The organism is Pantoea sp. SGAir0184 (genome assembly GCF_043544755.1).
This window is the reverse complement of the sequence record NZ_CP028050.1, coordinates 386074-405024: the sequence shown is the minus strand read 5'-3', so window position 1 is coordinate 405024 and position 18951 is coordinate 386074. Positions and strand designations below refer to the sequence as shown.

The following is an 18951-nucleotide window of genomic DNA, read 5'->3' as shown; positions in this document are numbered from 1 at the left end:
CGCTACGCCAGACCGCCGAGGTGCAGCGCTTTGACTTCCAGATACTCTTCCATGCCCAGCACCGATCCTTCGCGTCCCAGCCCGGACTCTTTCACGCCGCCAAACGGCGCCAGCTCGGTCGAGACTGCGCACTCGTTGATCCCAATCATGCCGGCTTCCAGCGCCGCCGAAACGCGGAACACGCGCTGCAGATTCTGCGTATAGAAGTAAGCCGCCAGACCGTATTCGGTGTTGTTGGCGCGCGCGATTACCTCAGCTTCATCGTCAAAGCGGAAGCAGGCAGCCACCGGACCGAAGGTCTCTTCCTGCGCCAGCTGCATCTCTTCATGCGCATCGGCAATCACCGTCGGCTGCCAGAAGTTGCCGCCCAGCGGATGGCGCTCGCCGCCCACCAGCAGTTTCCCGCCTTTGCTCAGCGCATCTTTGACATGCTCCGCCACTTTCTCCACCGCAGACGGCTCAATCAGCGGCCCGACCACCACGCCCGGCTCCACGCCATTGCCCACTTTTAGTTTGCCCACCGCCTCAGCCAACTGATGCACAAAGCGGTCGTATATTGCGTTGTGGATATAGAAGCGGTTAACGCTGACGCACACCTGGCCGGCGTTGCGGAATTTGTTGGCGATAGCCCCCTGCACCGCCGCGTCGATATCGGCATCGTCAAACACGATATAGGGCGCGTTGCCGCCCAGCTCCATCGAGACTTTCTTCATGGTTTCGGCCGCGTTCCGCATCAGCGTTTTCCCCACTGCGGTGGAACCGGTAAAGGAGATTTTACGCACCGCGCGGGAAGCCATAATAGCGTCGCTGATGGCGTGCGTGTCGCCGGCTACCGCGTTCAGCACGCCGTCCGGCACGCCCGCTTTTTGTGCCAGCGCCACCAGCGCAAAGGCGCTGAGCGGGGTGTTATTGGCCGGCTTGATGATGCCGGTGCAGCCGGCCGCCAGCGCCGGGCCGAGTTTGCGCGTCAGCATCGCCATCGGGAAATTCCACGGCGTGATGGCAGCGACGACGCCAATCGGCTCGCGCGTCGCCAGAATGCGTGAACCGGCTTTGGCCGGCGGGATAATTTCGCCGTTGGCGCGCTTCGCCTGCTCGGCAAACCATTGAATAAAGCTGGCGGCGTACTCTACTTCACCCTCGGCTTCCTGCAGCGGTTTGCCCTGCTCGGCGGTCATCAGCTGGCCCAGCCAGCTTTTGTGCTCGATGATCAGCTGGTACCAGCGATAAAGGATTTCGCTGCGCTGTTTGGCGGTTTTGTCGCGCCACGCCGGAAAGGCGCGCTGCGCGGCGGCAATCGCCTGTTCGGTTTCAGCCTTGCCGGCTTTCGCCACCTGCGCCAGTACCTCGCCGGTGGCCGGATTGGTGACATCAAAGGTGCTGCTGGCGGTGTGCCACTGGCCGTCCGCGAAGTAGCCAGTATTGAACAGTTCGTGTTGTTGCAGGGAAGTGGACATCGTTATTCTCCTGTCAGTAAGCATCCTGTCAGGAAAGTATAGATGGCAATAATCGGGCAATGAGGGTCAGCGTGGCATCAGGCCAGCCGCTGCGCCAGGCAGCGGCCAGTTTCAGATTTGGATGAGGGTGTTCTGGTACTTATCCAGCATCATCGACAGCCGTTTCACCGGTTCCGTCACGCTGGCCGGGGCGGCATAGTGCTGCAGCTTCTGCTGATAAACGTCCAGCTCCTGCAGCAGGCGCTCAAAGTAGTAGCGCCGTTTATCATCGCTGCTGGCCGCAATAATGCGGTCGGCGGTGGCGCGCAGCTGGCGGTGATACGCCGACAGGTCGGCATTGACCGGTACCTCTGCGTTGCGCAGGCGCTGATGACCAATAATCAGCGTGAGCGCAATCCGGTATTTGTCGATATCGCCCGGGAACAGGTTAAGCAGCAGGAACAGCTGCTGATAAAGCGCCGGTAAATGGTTTTCCCGCCGGCGCGCCTGATTGGTGGTCAGCGCGGCCACCGCAGCATACATAAAGCGATTCAGCAGCTTGCGTCCGGTGCGGGCTTTGGATTTGTCACGAATCAGCAAAATCACCATCATCGCCACAAAGCTGCCAATCCACTGGCCGAGCGCGTTGTCGAGAAACACGTTGAACTCAAACTTCATCGGGTTATCCAGCACCAGCACGTTGATGGTGCCGATCAGCGCGCCCAGCGTACCAATCTGCCGCCGCTGTACAAAGATGCCGCCGATAAAGCCGAGTGCGCCAATCGCGATACACAACAGCAAGGCACTCTGCTGGGTGCCCGGCAATACCCAGATGAAGTAGAGCATGCCCAGCGGCACCGCAAAGGCCATGCCGTAGAAGAAGTCTTTCGCCATCATCAGCGGATTCGGCATACGCATCGCCAGCGCGGTAATCACCGCCAGCATCACCATGCAGCCGCTGCCGGAAGTCCAGCCGGTATACAGCCAGAACAGCGAACCGAGCGCGGTGGCGACAAAGGTGCGCACGCCATTGATCATCGCATGATGCGTCTCCGCTGAACGCGCCTGGATCACCACCTCACGCTGCAGAATGCTCTCCTCCAGCGTGGTGATACGGCTGTTACTTTTGACGCCATTGATCAGCAGCAGATATTCAGTTGCTGCGCCGACCCAGCTGGCCAGGGTAAACGGCACGCTTTTACTGCTGACGCCAATAACGCGGCGCATCAGCTTCATGCGCTTATGTACGTCACTGACGCTGGTTACCTCTTTTTCAATCAGCAGGCGATACTGCGGCGGGATGTAATCCGGGCGCGAATTCTGAATCAGGAAGGTCTCAGCGGCCTGAGTAATCAGCGTCAGCGATAACGTGTTGAGCATTTGCAACCGGCGGCTGGTGTTGCTCCAGCGCGACGACTCCATCAGCAGCTGGCTACGCATGCCGTTGAGCGCGGTCGTGCGGCGCACCAGCGCGCTCCAGGCTTTGTCGACTTCCTCTTTATCCTCGTGCGCCACGCACAGCTGCAGCAGGCGGTAGTGCGCCACCAGCAGCGCATCCACTTCCGCATCAATCACTTTCTTGATCGAGCGCGGAGAAAACAGCATGTCGGCGAGAATGGCGCAAAGGATACCGAGCACAATTTCACTGCAGCGCTCCACGGCGAACTGTGGCGCCAGCGTCAGGCCGCCGCTGGCATCCGCGGTCACCACGATGATCAGCGCAGTGTAGCCGGCGAGGCCCAGCGCGTAGGAGTTTTCGACTTTAATCAGCGATGAGAGCCAGACGCACATGCCGGCCCACAGGCAGCACAGCAGCAGCATCACCACCGGCGCGCGCACCGTCGCAATCATGATGGTGAGTGCCGCGATACAGCCGATAAAGGTGCCGATAATACGCAGAACGCCACGGTAGCGCAGCGCGCCAGAGTAAGGATCGCCGCCCGCGGCAAAGGCGGTGCCGCCAGCCACGATGCCGGCGGTCATCACCGCCCAGCGCGGCGTTTCCAGATTGAAGTGAAAGCCAATCATCAGCGCTGCCACCAGCGCGAAGGTCAGCTTTACCGGGAAACGCAAAAACTCAATCATATCGCCCCCGCTTAACCAAACTCACGCAGGCGGTTGAACAGCTGCGCCATCGGCGACACTTTGGTCTGGCGGTCTTTGTCACCGGTGATCACCACGGTGGCGGTGGTCCCCGCCGGGAAGCGGTTGCCGGGCTGATCGTCGAGGCGAATACGCACCGGCACGCGCTGCGCCAGACGCACCCACTCAAGGTTGGAGTCCACGGTGGCCATGCCTTTGCTGTCAACGCTGCTGCTGCTGTTGGTCACGCCAGCCGCGATGCTGTCAACCGTGCCGCGCAGCACCGTGTTGCTGCCCAGCGGGGTAATCTCCGCGCGGAAGCCGGGACGCACGCCATCCAGCTTGGTCTCTTCCATGTAGGCCAGCACGTAGAACGAGTGCTGCTGCACCAGCGCCACGGCCACCGAGCCGCGCGTGATGAATTCACCCTGGTAGACGTTGAGGTTGGTGACCCAGCCGTCGGACGGTGCTTTGATGGTGGTGCGATCGAGGTCGATCACCGCCAGATCGCGCGTCGCCACCGCTTTGGCCAGCTGATGTTCACTGGTCTGCAGGTCGCTATTCGACTGCTCAATAGCTTCACGCGACATCGCGCTGGTACCGAGCTGGTTACGGCGCGCCGCTTCACGGCGTTTTTCACTAACCAGCGCCTGGTAATATTCGACATCCGCCTGCGCCTCATCCAGCGCTTTCTGGTAGCGCGGACGGTCGACGATAAACAGCGTATCGCCTTTTTTCACCAGCTGGTTGTCGTGTACCGGGACGTCGGTGATCAGTCCGGTCACGTCCGGAGAAATCGCCACCACGTCGGCGGAGAATTTGGCGTCACGCGTCCACGGCGACTCGGTATAGAACACCCAGGCGCGGAAGATGATAATAACAGCGATGATAACCAGCAGGAGCGTAATGGCGTAACGCGCGATTTTTCTTATTAGCGCTTTCACTTAAAACCTCAGACGAATAGACGGGATACAAGGTAAAACACACAGCAATACAGCGCTGTGTTAAAAAGTGCCGGGTGCCACACCAGATCGTAAATCCCGCTGGGCGTCAGCACGCGTTTCACCAGCCAGAACAGCGCCAGCGAAACCAGTAGTTCAATGAAGATGGGCGGAAAAGACAGCCCGAATACGACAAATACCGGAAGCACACTCATTTCGGTTCCTTAGTTCGACCTTGCCGGATTGCACCGATACCTGCCCTCATGCCCTCTGGCACGTCGGGTTGATGATAGTGGGGTGACGGATAATCTGATGACAACATTCAGGCCGCGTTGAGCTAATCATAGCGTATCATCGGGTAAACACTGCCGTGTTCAGGTGCGGTGAAGAGACCCAGCGTGCGTATAGTAACGCGCTTGACTATACGTTTTCTACATATTGTGAGCTAAATCACTTTTTAGCCAGAGTAAACAATGGAACGACTCAAAGGCATGTCCATTTTCGCCAAAGTGGTTGAATTGGGCTCATTTACCGCCGCCGCACGCCAGCTGCAGCTCAGCGTCTCGTCAATTAGCCAGATTGTTGCCAGACTGGAAGATGAGCTGCAGGTGAAACTGCTTAACCGCAGCACCCGCAGTCTGGGCCTGACCGAAGCCGGTAAGATTTATTACCAGGGCTGCCGCCGCATGCTGGCAGAGGCCTCGCAGGTACACGAACAGCTGTACGCCTTCAACAACACGCCGATCGGGATTTTACGCATCGGCTGCTCAACCACCATGGCGCAAAATGTCCTCTCCGCCATGACCAGCGAGATGCTGCACGAATACCCGGGACTGAGCGTCAACCTGATGACCGGCATACCGGCGCCGGACCTGATTGCTAACGGACTGGATGTGGTGATACGCGTCGGTGAGCTACAGGATTCCAACCTGTTCTCGCGCCGGCTGGGCGCCATGCCGATGGTGGTATGCGCGGCGAAGAGCTACCTGGCCCAGCACGGCACGCCGGAAAAGCCGGCTGAAATCGACAACTTTTCCTGGCTGGAGTACAGCGTGCGCCCGGATAACACCTTCGAGCTGGTGGCGCCGGAAGGCCTGGTGACGCGCCTGACGCCGCAGGGGCGTTTTGTCACCAATGATTCTCAGACGCTGATTCGCTGGCTGAAAGCGGGCTGCGGTATCGCCTATGTACCGCTGATGTGGGTGATTGATGAGATCAACGCCGGGGAGATCGATATTTTGTTCCCGCAGTATCACTCGGAGCCGCGCCCGGTGTATGCCGTCTATACCGAGAAGGATAAGCTGCCGCTCAAGGTGCAGGTGTGTATCAATTATCTGACCGAGTATTTCAGGCAGGTGGCGAGGCAGTATCAGCAGCACCGCAAAAGTTAGCCGCCGTCTGGCGCTGGTGTGGTCGGCCTGAAGGGCGCATACGGGAAAATGCGGGGCAGTTATGCATGCCAGGTCACCCTGAAAGGTGACCTGGCAAAACAATTGCGTAATGCCGATCAGTTAAGTACCAAATTCAATTACCGCAGATTTCGTAGCGGCGCGATTAATCGCGCGTACTACTAGCAGCACCGTTCCCATCCATGCTTCGCGCAATAAATTGCGCCGCTACCAAAGTGTGCGTGCTGTTTACTCATAACTGACAAGCATTGTACAAACCCATTGCGCGGTTTTGACAGGGTGCGCACTGATGCGCACCAGCATGATTATTAAGCCGTTCCGCCCACGGTAATTTTATCCAGCTTCAGCGTGGGCTGACCTACGCCGACCGGCACGCTCTGGCCCTCTTTCCCGCATACGCCGACGCCTTTATCCAGCGCCAGATCGTTCCCGACCATGGAAATCTGCTGCATCGCCTCAATGCCGGAGCCGATCAGCGTCGCGCCTTTCACCGGTTTGGTGACTTTGCCGTTCTCGATCAGATAAGCCTCGGAGGTCGAGAACACAAACTTGCCGGAGGTGATATCGACCTGGCCGCCGCCAAAGTTAGGGGCATAGAGACCATACTCCACACTCTCAATGATCTCCTGCGGCGTCGATTTGCCCGCCAGCATATAGGTGTTGGTCATGCGCGGCATCGGCAGGTGCGCATAGGATTCACGACGACCGTTACCGGTAGGCGGCACGCCCATCAGACGCGCATTGAGCTTGTCCTGCATATAGCCTTTCAGCACGCCGTTTTCGATCAGCACGTTGTACTGTCCCGGCACGCCTTCATCATCCACCGCCAGCGAACCACGCAGCCCTTGCAGGGTACCGTCGTCAACCACGGTGCAGAGTTCGGACGCCACCAGCTGGCCCAGCTTACCGCTGAAGACGGAGGTCTCGCGGCGGTTGAAATCCCCTTCCAGACCGTGGCCCACCGCTTCGTGCAGCAGCACGCCTGGCCAGCCCGCACCCAGCACCACCGGCAGCGTACCGGCTGGCGCCGCGACGGCGGACAGGTTAACCAGCGCCATGCGCACCGCTTCGCGCGCCCAGACATCGGCCCGTACGTCGCCGCTCTCATCGGCGAGGAAGAATTCGTAGCCGGTACGCGCACCGCCGCCGCTGGCGCCGCGCTCGCGTTTACCCTGATCTTCCACCTGAACGCTAATGGACAGGCGCACCAGCGGACGAATATCCGCCGCCAGCGTACCGTCGGTGGCGGCAACCAGCACCTGCTCGTAGACGCCGCTCAGGCTGGCATTCACTTCCTGCACGCGCGGATCGGCGGCGCGTGCCACTTTATCAACCCGGTGCAGCAGCGCGATTTTGTCTTCGCGCGTCAGGCTGTCCAGCGGATTGACCGGCGCGTACAGCGAACGGTTAAGCACCGCGGAGAGCGCGTGCGCTTTGCCATTGCCCTGCTCGCGCACGATACTGCGCGCCGCTTCGGACGACTGGCGCAGGGCGTTGAGGCTGATTTGATCGGCATAGGCAAAACCGGTTTTCTCGCCGCTTACCGCGCGGACGCCCACGCCCTGATCGATATGATAAGAGCCATCTTTAATGATTTTGTCTTCCAGCACCCAGGATTCATGGAAGCTGGACTGAAAATAGAGATCGGCATAGTCCAGACGACGTTCTGAAAGCTGCCCTAACAGGGAAAAAAGGTCCTGCTGATTAATGCTGTTCGCAGCTAGTAACTGCTCACTTACCAGATTCAGAGTCATCGTTTCTCACTCATTATGTGCTCGGATAGTCATAGCCTGCGGCAATTCCCCGACGGCGTCAAATTCACTTCTTATCGGCTTCGCGCGGTTTGCGCAGCACTTCATTGATTTCCGGCTTATCCAGCGGTCCGCTGATGTGATAGCGCAGCAGCGAAATCTTATTCCACAACGGTGCCAGCACCTTGCTGGCGGCAAAAACCGCCGCGCCGACCACCGGGTTAATTACAAACGCGGTGGCCACGCCAACCGAGGCGCCGATCTCCGGTGCCACCACCGCTTCCATGTCGATTTGCCGCTGCACCAGATCTACTTTGCCCTGCATGGCGATATCCGCTTCGAGGCCATCCACCAGCAGGTTATCGGTGCGCATCACGCCGTTTTCAATCCACGCCGTGCCGTTGATCGAATCAAACCAGAAACCTTCATTAAAGGTATCGCTAAAATCGAAGCGCAGCTTACGCAGCAGGGCATCGAAGCTCACCAGCCGCAACAACTGTCCGGCACGACCGGTGTTCACATCCGCAATCTGCCCTTTGCCGAAATGGGTTTTCAGCGTGCCGCTCAGCGTCTTTTCTGAAGGCTGCCACGGTGCGGAGCGCCAGTGCAGGTCATAATCAATTTTGAACGGCGCATCGCGCAGCGGCGTGTTCATGCCAAACCAGTTGGTGGCATCATTGATATTTTTGCCGCTCAGGCTGCCTTTTAGCGAGGTGCGCTGCTCGCCCGCTTTGTTCACCCATTCACCCGCGACATTGAGCTTCGAGCTGCCGGTGTCGACGCTGCCGTTAGTGAGTGCTAACGTCTCTCCCTGCGGCTGGAGCCTGGCCTGAATGTGGCCGAACTTCTGCCCGCGCAGCCAGCACTCTGCGCAGTTGAGCTGCAGCGCTGGCCAGCTGCGGAAATCAATGCCACTGTCCCCGCTGAACGGCGAGGAGGCCTTGCCCGCTTCACCATCACTCCATTGCGGATTGTAATAAAGATAGCTCAGGTCGATTTGCCACGGCGCGTGTTGTGCGGTTCGCAGGCTGCCGCGCGCTTCGCGGCTCTCCAGCTGCAGCTGCGTGCTGCCGCCCGCGCCCTGGGTCACCGTGGCATTAACATCGTGCCACTGCTGGCCGCCGAGCGTCAGGGCCGGAGTGCGCAATGTCACATCGCCCGGCAGCAGTGCGCCGCCGATGTCCGTCTCGCCCTGCGCATTGCGTGAACCCGTCGTGCCGGTCATCAGCCCCAGCCAGGCTTCGCCGTCCAGCGCCGGCAGATTAAGCACCATCCCGCGCCGCTCCGGTAGCGCCGGCGTGCTTTTGGCATCATTCAGCCAGATACCGCGATCGACGCGCAGCTGCGGCTCCAGCAGCCAGCGGCTGTTAAAGCGATGGTGCTCACGCACGCTGCCGCTGAGGTTAAAACTGTGCAAATCGCCGCTGGCATTAATGGCGATAGGCAGTGCCTCACCGGCTTCTTTATCCAGCGGTGGAGGTAAGTGACTGCTCACTGTCTTGCCGTCACCGTTGATATCAACCTTGTAGCGCGCCCCACCCTGATGCGGCAGCGTGATGTCGACATTGCCCTGCCACGCCAGACTGCCGCCCAGCTTACTGCTCACGCTGGCGGGCAGCATGGCCAGTTTCGCCGGCTGCCAGTCGCCCAGCAGTTTGACGTTAACGCCAAAATCATCGGGATTTTCCGTGGTGCTGAAACGCACGCCGGTGGGCTGACCGAACCAGTTGGCCTGCAGCTCTTCACTCTCCAGGTTCCCGTTGTTGTAGCGGAAACGTCCGGTCAGGTTTTTCAGCGTGGTGTTGAGCGGCTTAATGTGCAGGCTGTTGTTATTCAGCACCACGTTACCGCTGGCGTGCACCAGTTCCCCATCCAGCGGAATATCCAGGTTGAGCGAACCACGCACGTTGCCGCCAATCTGCAGCTGCTCCAGCGCCGCACCCAGCGTGGATTTGAGCGGCGTGCGGGCGAAATAGTCGGCGATATCTTTACCTTCGCCGCTCAAATCACCGTCAATGATCAGCTTCTCTTTCAGGTAATCCGGGATTACCGCACTGACGTTGCGCGCGTCCACCGCGCCCAGACGGGTTTGCGCCGCCTTCATCCACAGACCATCGTTGATAAAATCGAGGTCGATATCGAGGTTTTGCAGCGCCGGCCAGCCTGGCTGGAACTGGAAGGTGGCATTGCGCACCGGCACGGCCACTTCAAACATGCCGTCGTGGTGCTTAAACGGGAAAAGACGCGGATCGCCGGCAAACAGCAGCGTGGCATTCTCCACCTGGCCGCCTTTGACCGCTTCGCTGAGATACTGCGTCAGATCGTGGCCCATCAGCGGCTCGGGGAAGTAGCGCCAGGCATCACCGGCGTCGGTGACGCGAATCCCGGCAAGAATGTCGAGGCGCGGCGCTTTACCGACATTTTGCTGATAGCGGAAATCGCCGTGCGCCCACAGCGAACGTGCCTGCACGTCCAGCTGCTGGCCATCCAGCGTCAGGCCGTTAGCATCGCGCAGCCAGTTAATCCTGCCGGTGACCTGCTGAATCTGTAACGGCGCCTGGAACATATCGCCGTACGGCACTTCCGCCTGGCCCATCTGCACATCCAGCTGGCCGTGGTTCAGACTGCCGCTGGCGCTGCCGCTCAGATTGCTGATGCCCGGCAAAAGCTGCCAGTGCTGCCACGCCAGATCGCGCCAGCGCGCCTGCAAACGCGTCTGCTCCGGCTGCGCCAGCGGAATATCCAGCGCCAGCGCGTCGATATAGCCGCGCGGCTGCAGCGCCCGCCAGTTGTCCAGCAGCGTGGGCGAGAGCGGCGCAAACAGCGGCACCAGCGGTGCCAGACGCTGCAGATCGAGCCGGGTGGCGCGCACCCGCACTTCCGCTGCACTGTTCGCGCCGATCATCTGTTTATCTTCCGGCTTCCACAGCAGGGCGATATGGCCGGCATCCCAGGCCACGCCGTCAGTCATCAGCCGGGTTTGCGGCACCGTCAGGCTCCAGCCATTCTGGTAGCGCGCCAGATGCGCGGTCAGGCCATCCACCTGCAGTTGATGATCACCCTGCTCGCCGCGCCAGCGTGCGCCGCCTTTGCTCAGCAGCAGATCGCCCGCGTACACCTCACCGTCGCGCAGGTTGACCCACGCAGCCAGGCTGAAACGCGCGCTTTGCAGGCTGGTATTATCTCGCAGCCAGCGGCCAATCCACGGGCGCACGTCCACGTCATCGGCCTGCATCCAGATACGGCCGTCGTTGAGTAACCCGTTGGTATCGTTAAGATCGAGCCGTACCTGCACCACGCCGTGCTGGCCGGTGAAGCTGGACAGGCTCACTTCGCCTTCGGCGCGATGGCGGTTGTCCTCGTTCAGCCAGGTAAGGCGGGGAATCGCCAGTTCGGCATGCTGGCCGGAAGGCGTGAGAAAACGGATGCTGCTGTCGCGCAGATCGAAATGGTCAAACTGGCGTAAGAACAGATCGTTGATTTGGGCCGGTTTGAAGCTGTTTTTTTGCTCGTCGCTGGTGAGCAACGGACGGTTGGTTGCCAGCCGCAGCTGCCAGAAGGTGAGATCGCGAAACTGCCAGCGCCAGTGCAGCAGCGACTGCCACACATTGAGCGCCAGCGTAACGCGGCCAATCTGCAGCTCGCCATCTTTATCCATGTCGATACGCAGATCGCGCACCTGCAGGGTCGGGCCAAAATTCTCCCATTTTCCCTGAATTTCACTGGCATCGATGGTGACGCCGCTGACGCGCGAAAGGGTGTGCAGCACCTCGCCGCGATAGCTGTTGAGATGCGGCATCACAAGGCGCAGCCCGCTGACCAGCAGCGCCACAATGACGATGATTGCGGCGAGCAGCAGTAACAAAATCCCCGGCAACCGCCTCACACACCTCTCCTTGCTTTCCGTTGGGTTACGGCGTTCAACCTCACGACTTACATCATGACGACGTCAAACTGCTCCTGCGTGTAGAGCGGTTCAACCTGTACTTTGACCTGCTTGCCGACAAAAATTTCCACTTCGGCCAGCGCGTGCGACTCATCGCTTTTCAGCGCTTCACCCACTGCGGGCGACACGTACACCAGGAAGCTGTCGGAGTCGTAAGCGTGATGGACGCGGACGATTTCACGCATGATTTCATAGCACACGGTCTCCACCGTCTTCAGCGAACCGCGTCCCTGGCACACCGGGCAATCGGCACACAGCACATGCTCAATGCTTTCGCGCGTGCGTTTGCGCGTCATCTCGACCAGCCCCAGCGCGGAGAAGCCGTTGATGCTGGTCTTGACGCGATCTTTGCTCAGCGCGCTCTCCAGCGAGTGCAGCACGCGCCGGCGATGATCGTCATTATTCATGTCGATAAAGTCGATGATGATAATGCCGCCGAGATTACGCAGCCGCAGCTGGCGCGCAATCGCCTGCGTGGCTTCGATATTAGTATTAAAAATGGTTTCGTCGAGGTTGCGGTGGCCGACAAACGCACCGGTGTTAATGTCCACCGTGGTCATCGCTTCGGTCTGGTCGATAATCAGGTAACCGCCAGATTTCAGTTCCACCTTGCGCTCCAGCGAGCGCTGAATCTCGTTTTCCACATCATAGAGATCGAAAATCGGCTGCTTGCCGTTGTACAGCTCCAGCTTGCTGGCCATCTCCGGAATATATTCACTGGTAAATTCCACCAGCAGATCGCAGGTCAGGCGCGAATCGACGCGGATGCGATCCAGCGCTGCGCCGGCGAAATCGCGCAGCACGCGCTGCGCCAGCGCCAGCTCGCCGTACAGCAGGCAGCGCGTCTGGTTGCGCTTTTTACGCTCGCTGACTTTGGTCCACAGGCGCTTTAAAAATGCCGCGTCCTGCGCCAGCTCTTCTGCGCCAATGCCTTCTGCGGCGGTACGAATAATAAAGCCGCCGAGATCGTCACAGTAAGCGGCAACCACCGCTTTCAGCCGCTCACGTTCGGCTTCGCTTTCAATGCGCTGTGAGACGCCCACGTGCGAAGCCCCCGGCATAAAGACCAGGTAGCGCGACGGCAGCGTAATATCGGTGGTGAGACGGGCACCTTTGGTGCCGAGCGGATCTTTCACCACCTGCACCATTAAATCCTGTCCCTGACGCACCAGCTCGGCGATATCGCGCACGATAAAGTTCTTCTTCTCATCACCCGCCACGCATTCGGTGTGCGGCATGATGTCTGAGGCGTGCAGAAAGGCCGCTTTGTCCATGCCGATATCGACAAACGCCGCCTGCATGCCCGGCAGTACCCGGCTGACGCGCCCTTTGTAGATATTGCCGACAATACCGCGCCGCGCTTCGCGCTCAATATGGATTTCCTGCAGAATGCCGCCGTCAATATAGGCAACACGGGTTTCAGAAGGTGTCACATTTACCAGCAGTTCAGCCGTCATCTTGTCCCCTTAACGCACGCAGCGACTGAAAATGGCTCAGCAGTTCGCTGGTTTCCACCAGCGGCAATCCCACTACGGCGTGATAACTTCCATTGATGCGGCGCACAAAGTTGCCGCCCAGGCCCTGAATACCGTACGCGCCGGCTTTATCCATCGGCTCGCCGCTGGCGATATAGTGCGAAATTTCCTCTGCCGTGATAGTGCGGAATGTCACGTCTGTGGTCACCAGGCAATCCAGTTCACCCTGCGCATCGGCCAGCGCCACGGCCGTCATGACCTGATGGGTTTGCCCGGCCAGTTTACCCAGCATCTGCGCGGCATGCGCCGCATCACGCGGTTTCTCCAGCACTTCGCCATTCAGCACCACGATGGTGTCAGCGCCCAGCACCGGCAGATTCTGCGGTGCTATCCGCACGCCGGCCCGCGCCTTATCGCTGGCCAGACGCCGCACGTAAGACTCCGCCGCTTCGCCCGGCTGACGCTGCTCTTCAACATCGGTAATCAGGCGCTCAAACTGCAGGCCAAGCTGCGTTAATAGCTCGCGCCGACGCGGTGAGCCGGAAGCCAGGTAGAGGGTTATCATTGTATTCCTTATTGCACAGCAAACTGACGGCGAATCTTTCTCATCAGTAAGAATAGCCAGGGCCACAGGATACCGTCGACCACGCTACTCCAGAAGATTTCCGGGCGGAAGGAGACGTTGATGACCAGAAATTCTGCCCAGAAAACAATCACATCAACCGCCAGCGACAGCACCATAACCATTAATGCCTGCTGCCACAACGCCAGATTGCGGAATAGCTGAAATTTAAAGGCCACCAGATAGGCGATAATGCTGAACGCCAGCGCACGCACGCCCAGCGTTGAGCCGGCGACCAGATCCATAATGGCGCCGAGGAAAAAGCCGGTGCCCACGTTGACCCGGTGCGGCAGCGCCAGCACCCAGTAGATCAGGATCAGCAACAGCCAAGATGGCCGGAACATGTAAATCTGATCCGGCCACGGCATGATTTGCAGGATAAGCGCAACAAGGAAGGACAGCCAGATCACCCAACGCCCCTGGCTGCGATATCGACTCAAGGCTGGCCTCCGCGCGAGTTCGCCGGATTACCCTGCGAACGGCTGCTGGCGGCGGGCTGTGGCGGCCCCATCTGCTGATTTTGCTGCATCATGGCGGGTGCCGGCGGCCCCATTTCGCCCGCGGGCGGCAGCACCTGCGGCATCATCTGCATCAGGCGTTCGTTGGCCACGCGATGCACTTCGTCCGGTGCCATCGGCATGTCGCCGTTCTTATCCGCACCCCACAGCAGCAGCAGGTAGCGCAGACGCTGCAGACCGGCAGTCGGACGCGCCTGAATCACGGTATAGGCACGCTGCGTATCCACTTTCACTGACGACACCACGCCGACCGGATAACCTTCCGGGAAGCGTCCGCCCAGGCCCGACGTCACCAGCACATCACCGACGCGAATATCCGTATTGCCCGGCAGATGCTCCAGCTGCAGATCTTCGCTGCAGCCGTTACCGGCGGCGATGACGCGAATATCGTTACGCAGCACCTGAATCGGCAGGGCGTGCGAGGCATCGCAAATCAGCAGCACGCGGCTGGTCATCTGCCCTACCGCCACCACCTGGCCGACCACGCCTTTATCGCTGATCACCGGCTGGCCTTCATACACGCCGTTGACGCTGCCTTTATCGATGATCACCTGATCGGTGTAAGGATCGGTGCCGGTGGAGATCACCTGGGTCACCATTTTGTGCTCATCCTGACGCAGCGGCGAGCCGAGCAGCTCGCGCAGACGCGCGTTTTCCTGCTTGTATTGCCCCAGCATCAGCAGGTCACTGTTTTTCAGGAAGAGCTCACGGCGCAGCGCTTTGTTTTCCAGCTCCAGCTGCTGGCGCGAGGCCAGCGTTTCGGAAACGCCGTCAAGAAGCTGTCGTGGCCCGTTGGCCAGGAAGTAAAATGGACTGACCGACGTGTCCAGGTAGTTGCGGATCTGGGAGAACGTGCTGATCCGGCTATCGGCGACAATAATCGCGATAGCCACAATCACGGCCAGAAACAGGCGCAACTGCAGGGAAGGTCCCCTGCTAAAAATCGGCTTCATAAATTCTGCGAATTCCTCGACATCAGGGAAGAAGCGTGAGTGTCAGCACTCACGCCTCCAGGGCTGGACGCTATACGCCGTCGTGCGCAGCGTCGCCAGTTACCCCGCATCCTGCAAACCGCAGTGACGACGTTGTGCCGCTGCTGCCCGGTGCCTGCTGCTGAGGCTGCCGTGCGGCATGCGATGGTCATCGTCCTGCCGTTGTGCTGATTTTGGGTATCGTCGCTATTCCCTGCGCAATTTGACCACGGTCTCAGCCGGAGAGGAATTACTCCTCGCTGAACAAATCGCCGCCATGCATGTCGATCATTTCCAGTGCTTTACCGCCGCCGCGCGCTACGCAGGTCAGTGGATCTTCTGCGACCACCACCGGAATACCGGTCTCTTCCATCAGCAGACGATCCAGGTTACGCAGCAGCGCGCCGCCACCGGTCAGCACCATACCGCGCTCGGAGATGTCAGACGCCAGCTCCGGCGGGCACTGCTCCAGCGCGACCATCACGGCACTGACGATACCGGTCAGTGGCTCCTGCAGCGCTTCCAGGATTTCATTCGAGTTCAGCGTAAAGCCACGCGGCACGCCCTCAGCCAGGTTACGGCCGCGCACTTCGATCTCGCGCACTTCGTCACCCGGATAAGCAGAACCGATTTCATGCTTGATACGCTCAGCGGTGGCTTCACCAATCAGCGAGCCGTAATTACGGCGCACGTAGTTAATGATAGCTTCATCGAAGCGATCGCCACCAATACGCACAGAAGAAGAGTAAACCACGCCGTTCAGGGAGATAACCGCGACTTCGGTCGTACCGCCACCGATATCCACCACCATCGAGCCGGTCGCTTCCGACACTGGCAGACCTGCGCCGATTGCCGCGGCCATGGGTTCTTCAATCAGGAACACTTCACGGGCACCGGCGCCCTGCGCCGATTCGCGGATGGCACGACGCTCAACCTGGGTCGCGCCGACCGGCACGCACACCAGCACGCGTGGGCTGGGGCGCATAAAGCTGTTGCTGTGCACTTGCTTGATGAAGTGCTGGAGCATTTTTTCAGTCACGAAGAAGTCGGCGATAACGCCATCTTTCATCGGACGGATAGCTGCGATGTTACCCGGCGTACGGCCAAGCATCTGCTTTGCATCATGACCAACAGCCGCTACGCTCTTTGGGGAGCCGGCGCGATCCTGACGAATGGCAACCACAGAAGGCTCGTTCAGCACGATGCCTTGTCCTTTTACGTAAATCAGGGTATTCGCGGTACCCAGGTCAATGGACAAGTCATTGGAAAACATGCCACGAAATTTTTTAAACATACTAAGGGATAATCCTGCAAGCTGGGGGCGGAAAATAAAATCCGCCTACTTTACCAACCACGCGAAGCCGCTACAAGGCGCAAAAACGTTCTGCTTCGGTGAAAAACCAGGCTGAATAATTTTTCGCGGCGGTGCTGCCGTCCGACACCGGCGTTAAACGGCGCTAAGCTGCCGCTCTAAACGCAAATTCACCCGCCGGTCGCGGGTGAATTCCGACATAAAATCTAACATTTCCCGCCGCCGATCGCGCCGGCTGCGCACGGCATAAAGGCGAAAAATAGCCGCCTGCTGCCGTATCTGTGGCTGACGCGCTAAATCCGGTAACGTTGCGAGTGTTTCTTCACGTTACTGTTCACCGGCAGCGAAGGAGCAAAAAAGTCGCCCTGGCCGCCCGCGACGCCCAGCCCGGCCAGCGTTTGCCACTCCGCGCGCGTGCGTACTCCGGCGGCAAAGACTTTGGTGGGCGTGGATTTACACACCTCCAGCAAACTTTGCACGAACAGCTGATTTTCTGTACGGCGCTCAATGTTGCGAATCAGACCCGGGTCGAGCTTGATCAGCTCAATCGGGAACTGCTTGATGTAAGCGCTACTCACCACCGTTAATCCGGCCTGATCTACCGCAATCCGACAGCCAAACGCGGTCAGCATACGGAAAACCGGCACTAAGCGATTGATGTGTTGACAAACATCCGCCTCAGCAAGTTCAAATAAAAATCGTTTTCTTTGCGATTTACTGCACTGCAGCAGCAATTTTTGCAGCCAGCGCTGGAACGGCCGTTGCAGCAGCGAATCGATATTCACCGGCAGCGCCAGCGTTTCATCCGGCCAGACCTCCGACAGCGCCGCAATACGCATGACCAGCTGGCGATCCCAGCTGTCGGCCATGCCAAGCTGCAGCACCAGCGGCATGAACTCTGCCGACACCACCTCTTTATCGCCGTCGAACACGCGCGCCAGCATTTCACGGTGATGCACTTTGCCGTCCAGCAGCACCGCCGGTTTCTGGTACAGACGCGGGCCGCCGCGGTTCACGGTGTTTTCCAGCAGGGTGCGCCAGCGCACGCTGCCGCGCCCCATCTCCAGCGTATTGCCCTCGCCCACCGACCAGTTGTTACCGCCCTGCAGCGCCGCCCGGCGCGTGGCCAGTTCGACATTCTCCATCACCTGCGACACCGACTCGCCGCTGCGCCAGGCGCTGATGCCAATGTGGATCAGATCATCGCGATCCACCATGCGCATCGGCGGCAATGAATCCACCGCGTTGATCAGCTGGTCGGCAATGCTGTTGGCCTCTTTCAAAGTGCGGTGCGGCAGCAGTACGGCAAAGTCGCTGCGGAAATAGCGCGCCAGCAGCGCACCCGGATAGCGCAGCACGAAGGTGGAGAGCATGTTCACCAGGTCGAACAGGTATTCATCGACCAGCGTCGGTCCGAGGGTTTCATGTAGCGTGTCGAGGTCCGGCAGCCGCACCATCATCACCACACCGTGCGTACCAACGTCTTCCTGGTCTTCCAGCAACGTGGCCAGCTGGTTATCGAAAAACAGGCGATTATTCAGGCCGGTGCGCGAATCCTGCGCGGCAAAGGTGCGGATTAAGGTGTCGATACGCAGACGCTGCTCACCGGCTTCCTGTAAATCCCCCAGCAGCAGATCGATAGCGCGGCTGGCTTTCGGCGGCCATTCGGCGATGGTATCGCTGCGCGGCGCGCGCTCGCCAGCCAGAATACGCTCCGCGCGCGCCTCCAGCCGCTCCATATGCTGCCAGCGGCGGTTAAGCCAGCGGTGCGTCATCACCAGCAGTGCCGACATGATCGCCACCACCGTCAGCAGGATAATCAGCGTGTAGGCACCGGTGAACGAGCGGAACCAGGTTTTGGCGGGATCGAGCACCACCACGCGCAGCGCCATGCCCGGCGCGTGCACCAGCGGCACATCCAGTTGAATGAAACGATTGGGCTCGTCTTCCAGCATCGGATTTTCATGACGCGCGAGGCGGAACAGCACGGTATCATCGTGATGCAGTTCCAGCTGTTCGGCATTGATGACGGGCATCAGGCGCGTCAGCCACTGCGTCAGTTCCTGCGGTGACTGGTTTGCCAGCGCTTTATCGACTTCCGTCGCCAGCGTCTGTACACGGTTCTCTACGCGCTGCTGCGACAGCCAGATAAAACTAAAAGCGCAGCCTACCAGCATCAGTAACATCGCCAGTAAGCTTAATAAGGTAATAAACGCAGAAAACTTGGTTGTTAATCGCATCCCTGTGCCTGTATCACTGCGGTTTATGAACGCCAGCCAACGGTTCGCGCCAGCCGCGCTGGTGCAAACCTGAGCAAATTATCACAATTACCGATCCAAATCAGCGCCCGCCCGGCGGCGGGTTTCGCCACCCTGCGGCGCGAGTATAACGTCAAAGTGTGCAGCGCTGCCTTCCGGGGCGGCTTTTTCGGCCTATTCTCAACAGAACGCACCGGCCAGGAAATTTCACATTTTGCCAGCGAAAGTGG

13 protein-coding genes are annotated in these 18951 nt (G+C 59.5%); 1 reads left to right on the top strand and 12 read right to left on the bottom strand.

Going from position 1 to position 18951, the window contains the following annotated elements; genetic code table 11:
• Positions 1–2: 2 nt before the first annotated feature.
• The 4 genes from C1N60_RS01925 to aaeX all read right to left on the bottom strand — a co-directional run bounded on the left by C1N60_RS01925 (position 3) and on the right by aaeX (position 4674).
• Positions 3–1457 (bottom strand): NAD-dependent succinate-semialdehyde dehydrogenase, encoded by a 1455-nt coding sequence (locus C1N60_RS01925; protein WP_125310643.1) that lies wholly within the window; start codon positions 1455–1457, stop codon positions 3–5.
• 111 nt (positions 1458–1568) lie between these two features.
• Positions 1569–3521, bottom strand: coding sequence for a p-hydroxybenzoic acid efflux pump subunit AaeB (gene aaeB / locus C1N60_RS01920; protein WP_021508143.1), 1953 nt, complete (start codon positions 3519–3521; stop codon positions 1569–1571).
• Positions 3522–3532: 11 nt separating this feature from the next.
• Positions 3533–4462, bottom strand: a complete 930-nt coding sequence (gene aaeA / locus C1N60_RS01915; protein WP_125310645.1) for a p-hydroxybenzoic acid efflux pump subunit AaeA — start codon at positions 4460–4462, stop codon at positions 3533–3535.
• An 8-nt stretch (positions 4463–4470) separates the two neighbouring features.
• On the bottom strand, positions 4471–4674 hold the full coding sequence (gene aaeX, locus C1N60_RS01910; protein WP_021508145.1) for a p-hydroxybenzoic acid efflux pump operon protein AaeX: 204 nt from the start codon (positions 4672–4674) through the stop codon (positions 4471–4473).
• Positions 4675–4932: 258 nt separating this feature from the next.
• Between aaeX and aaeR the strand changes: the two genes are divergently transcribed.
• Positions 4933–5850, top strand: a complete 918-nt coding sequence (gene aaeR, locus C1N60_RS01905) for an HTH-type transcriptional activator AaeR (protein WP_058771467.1) — start codon at positions 4933–4935, stop codon at positions 5848–5850.
• A gap of 326 nt (positions 5851–6176) precedes the next feature.
• Here aaeR and tldD read toward each other — a convergent pair whose 3' ends face one another.
• From tldD to csrD, 8 genes are all read right to left on the bottom strand, one after another.
• Complete coding sequence (gene tldD, locus C1N60_RS01900; RefSeq protein WP_394521313.1) at positions 6177–7622, bottom strand: metalloprotease TldD; 1446 nt, start codon at positions 7620–7622, stop codon at positions 6177–6179.
• A 64-nt stretch (positions 7623–7686) separates the two neighbouring features.
• Entirely contained in the window at positions 7687–11505 is a 3819-nt protein-coding gene (yhdP, locus tag C1N60_RS01895; RefSeq protein WP_394521312.1) for an AsmA2 domain-containing protein YhdP, read from the bottom strand.
• Positions 11506–11552: 47 nt separating this feature from the next.
• The gene (gene rng, locus C1N60_RS01890) at positions 11553–13022 is read right to left on the bottom strand and encodes a ribonuclease G (RefSeq protein WP_021508149.1); all 1470 of its coding nucleotides are present in this window, start codon (positions 13020–13022) and stop codon (positions 11553–11555) included.
• Positions 13012–13605 carry a Maf family protein gene (locus C1N60_RS01885; RefSeq protein WP_088516100.1) on the bottom strand — a complete coding sequence of 198 codons (594 nt, stop codon included), beginning with the start codon at positions 13603–13605 and terminating at the stop codon, positions 13012–13014. The genes rng and C1N60_RS01885 overlap by 11 nt, the downstream gene beginning before the upstream one ends.
• Before the next feature lie 8 nt (positions 13606–13613).
• Positions 13614–14102 (bottom strand): rod shape-determining protein MreD, encoded by a 489-nt coding sequence (gene mreD / locus C1N60_RS01880; RefSeq protein WP_031279826.1) that lies wholly within the window; start codon positions 14100–14102, stop codon positions 13614–13616.
• Positions 14099–15133 (bottom strand): rod shape-determining protein MreC, encoded by a 1035-nt coding sequence (mreC, locus tag C1N60_RS01875; RefSeq protein ID WP_021508152.1) that lies wholly within the window; start codon positions 15131–15133, stop codon positions 14099–14101. Before mreC ends, mreD begins: the two co-directional genes overlap by 4 nt.
• Positions 15134–15401: 268 nt before the next feature.
• The gene (gene mreB, locus C1N60_RS01870) at positions 15402–16445 is read right to left on the bottom strand and encodes a rod shape-determining protein MreB (protein ID WP_003855260.1); all 1044 of its coding nucleotides are present in this window, start codon (positions 16443–16445) and stop codon (positions 15402–15404) included.
• A gap of 311 nt (positions 16446–16756) precedes the next feature.
• Entirely contained in the window at positions 16757–18703 is a 1947-nt protein-coding gene (csrD, locus tag C1N60_RS01865) for an RNase E specificity factor CsrD (RefSeq protein WP_059011525.1), read from the bottom strand.
• Positions 18704–18951 lie beyond the last annotated feature (248 nt).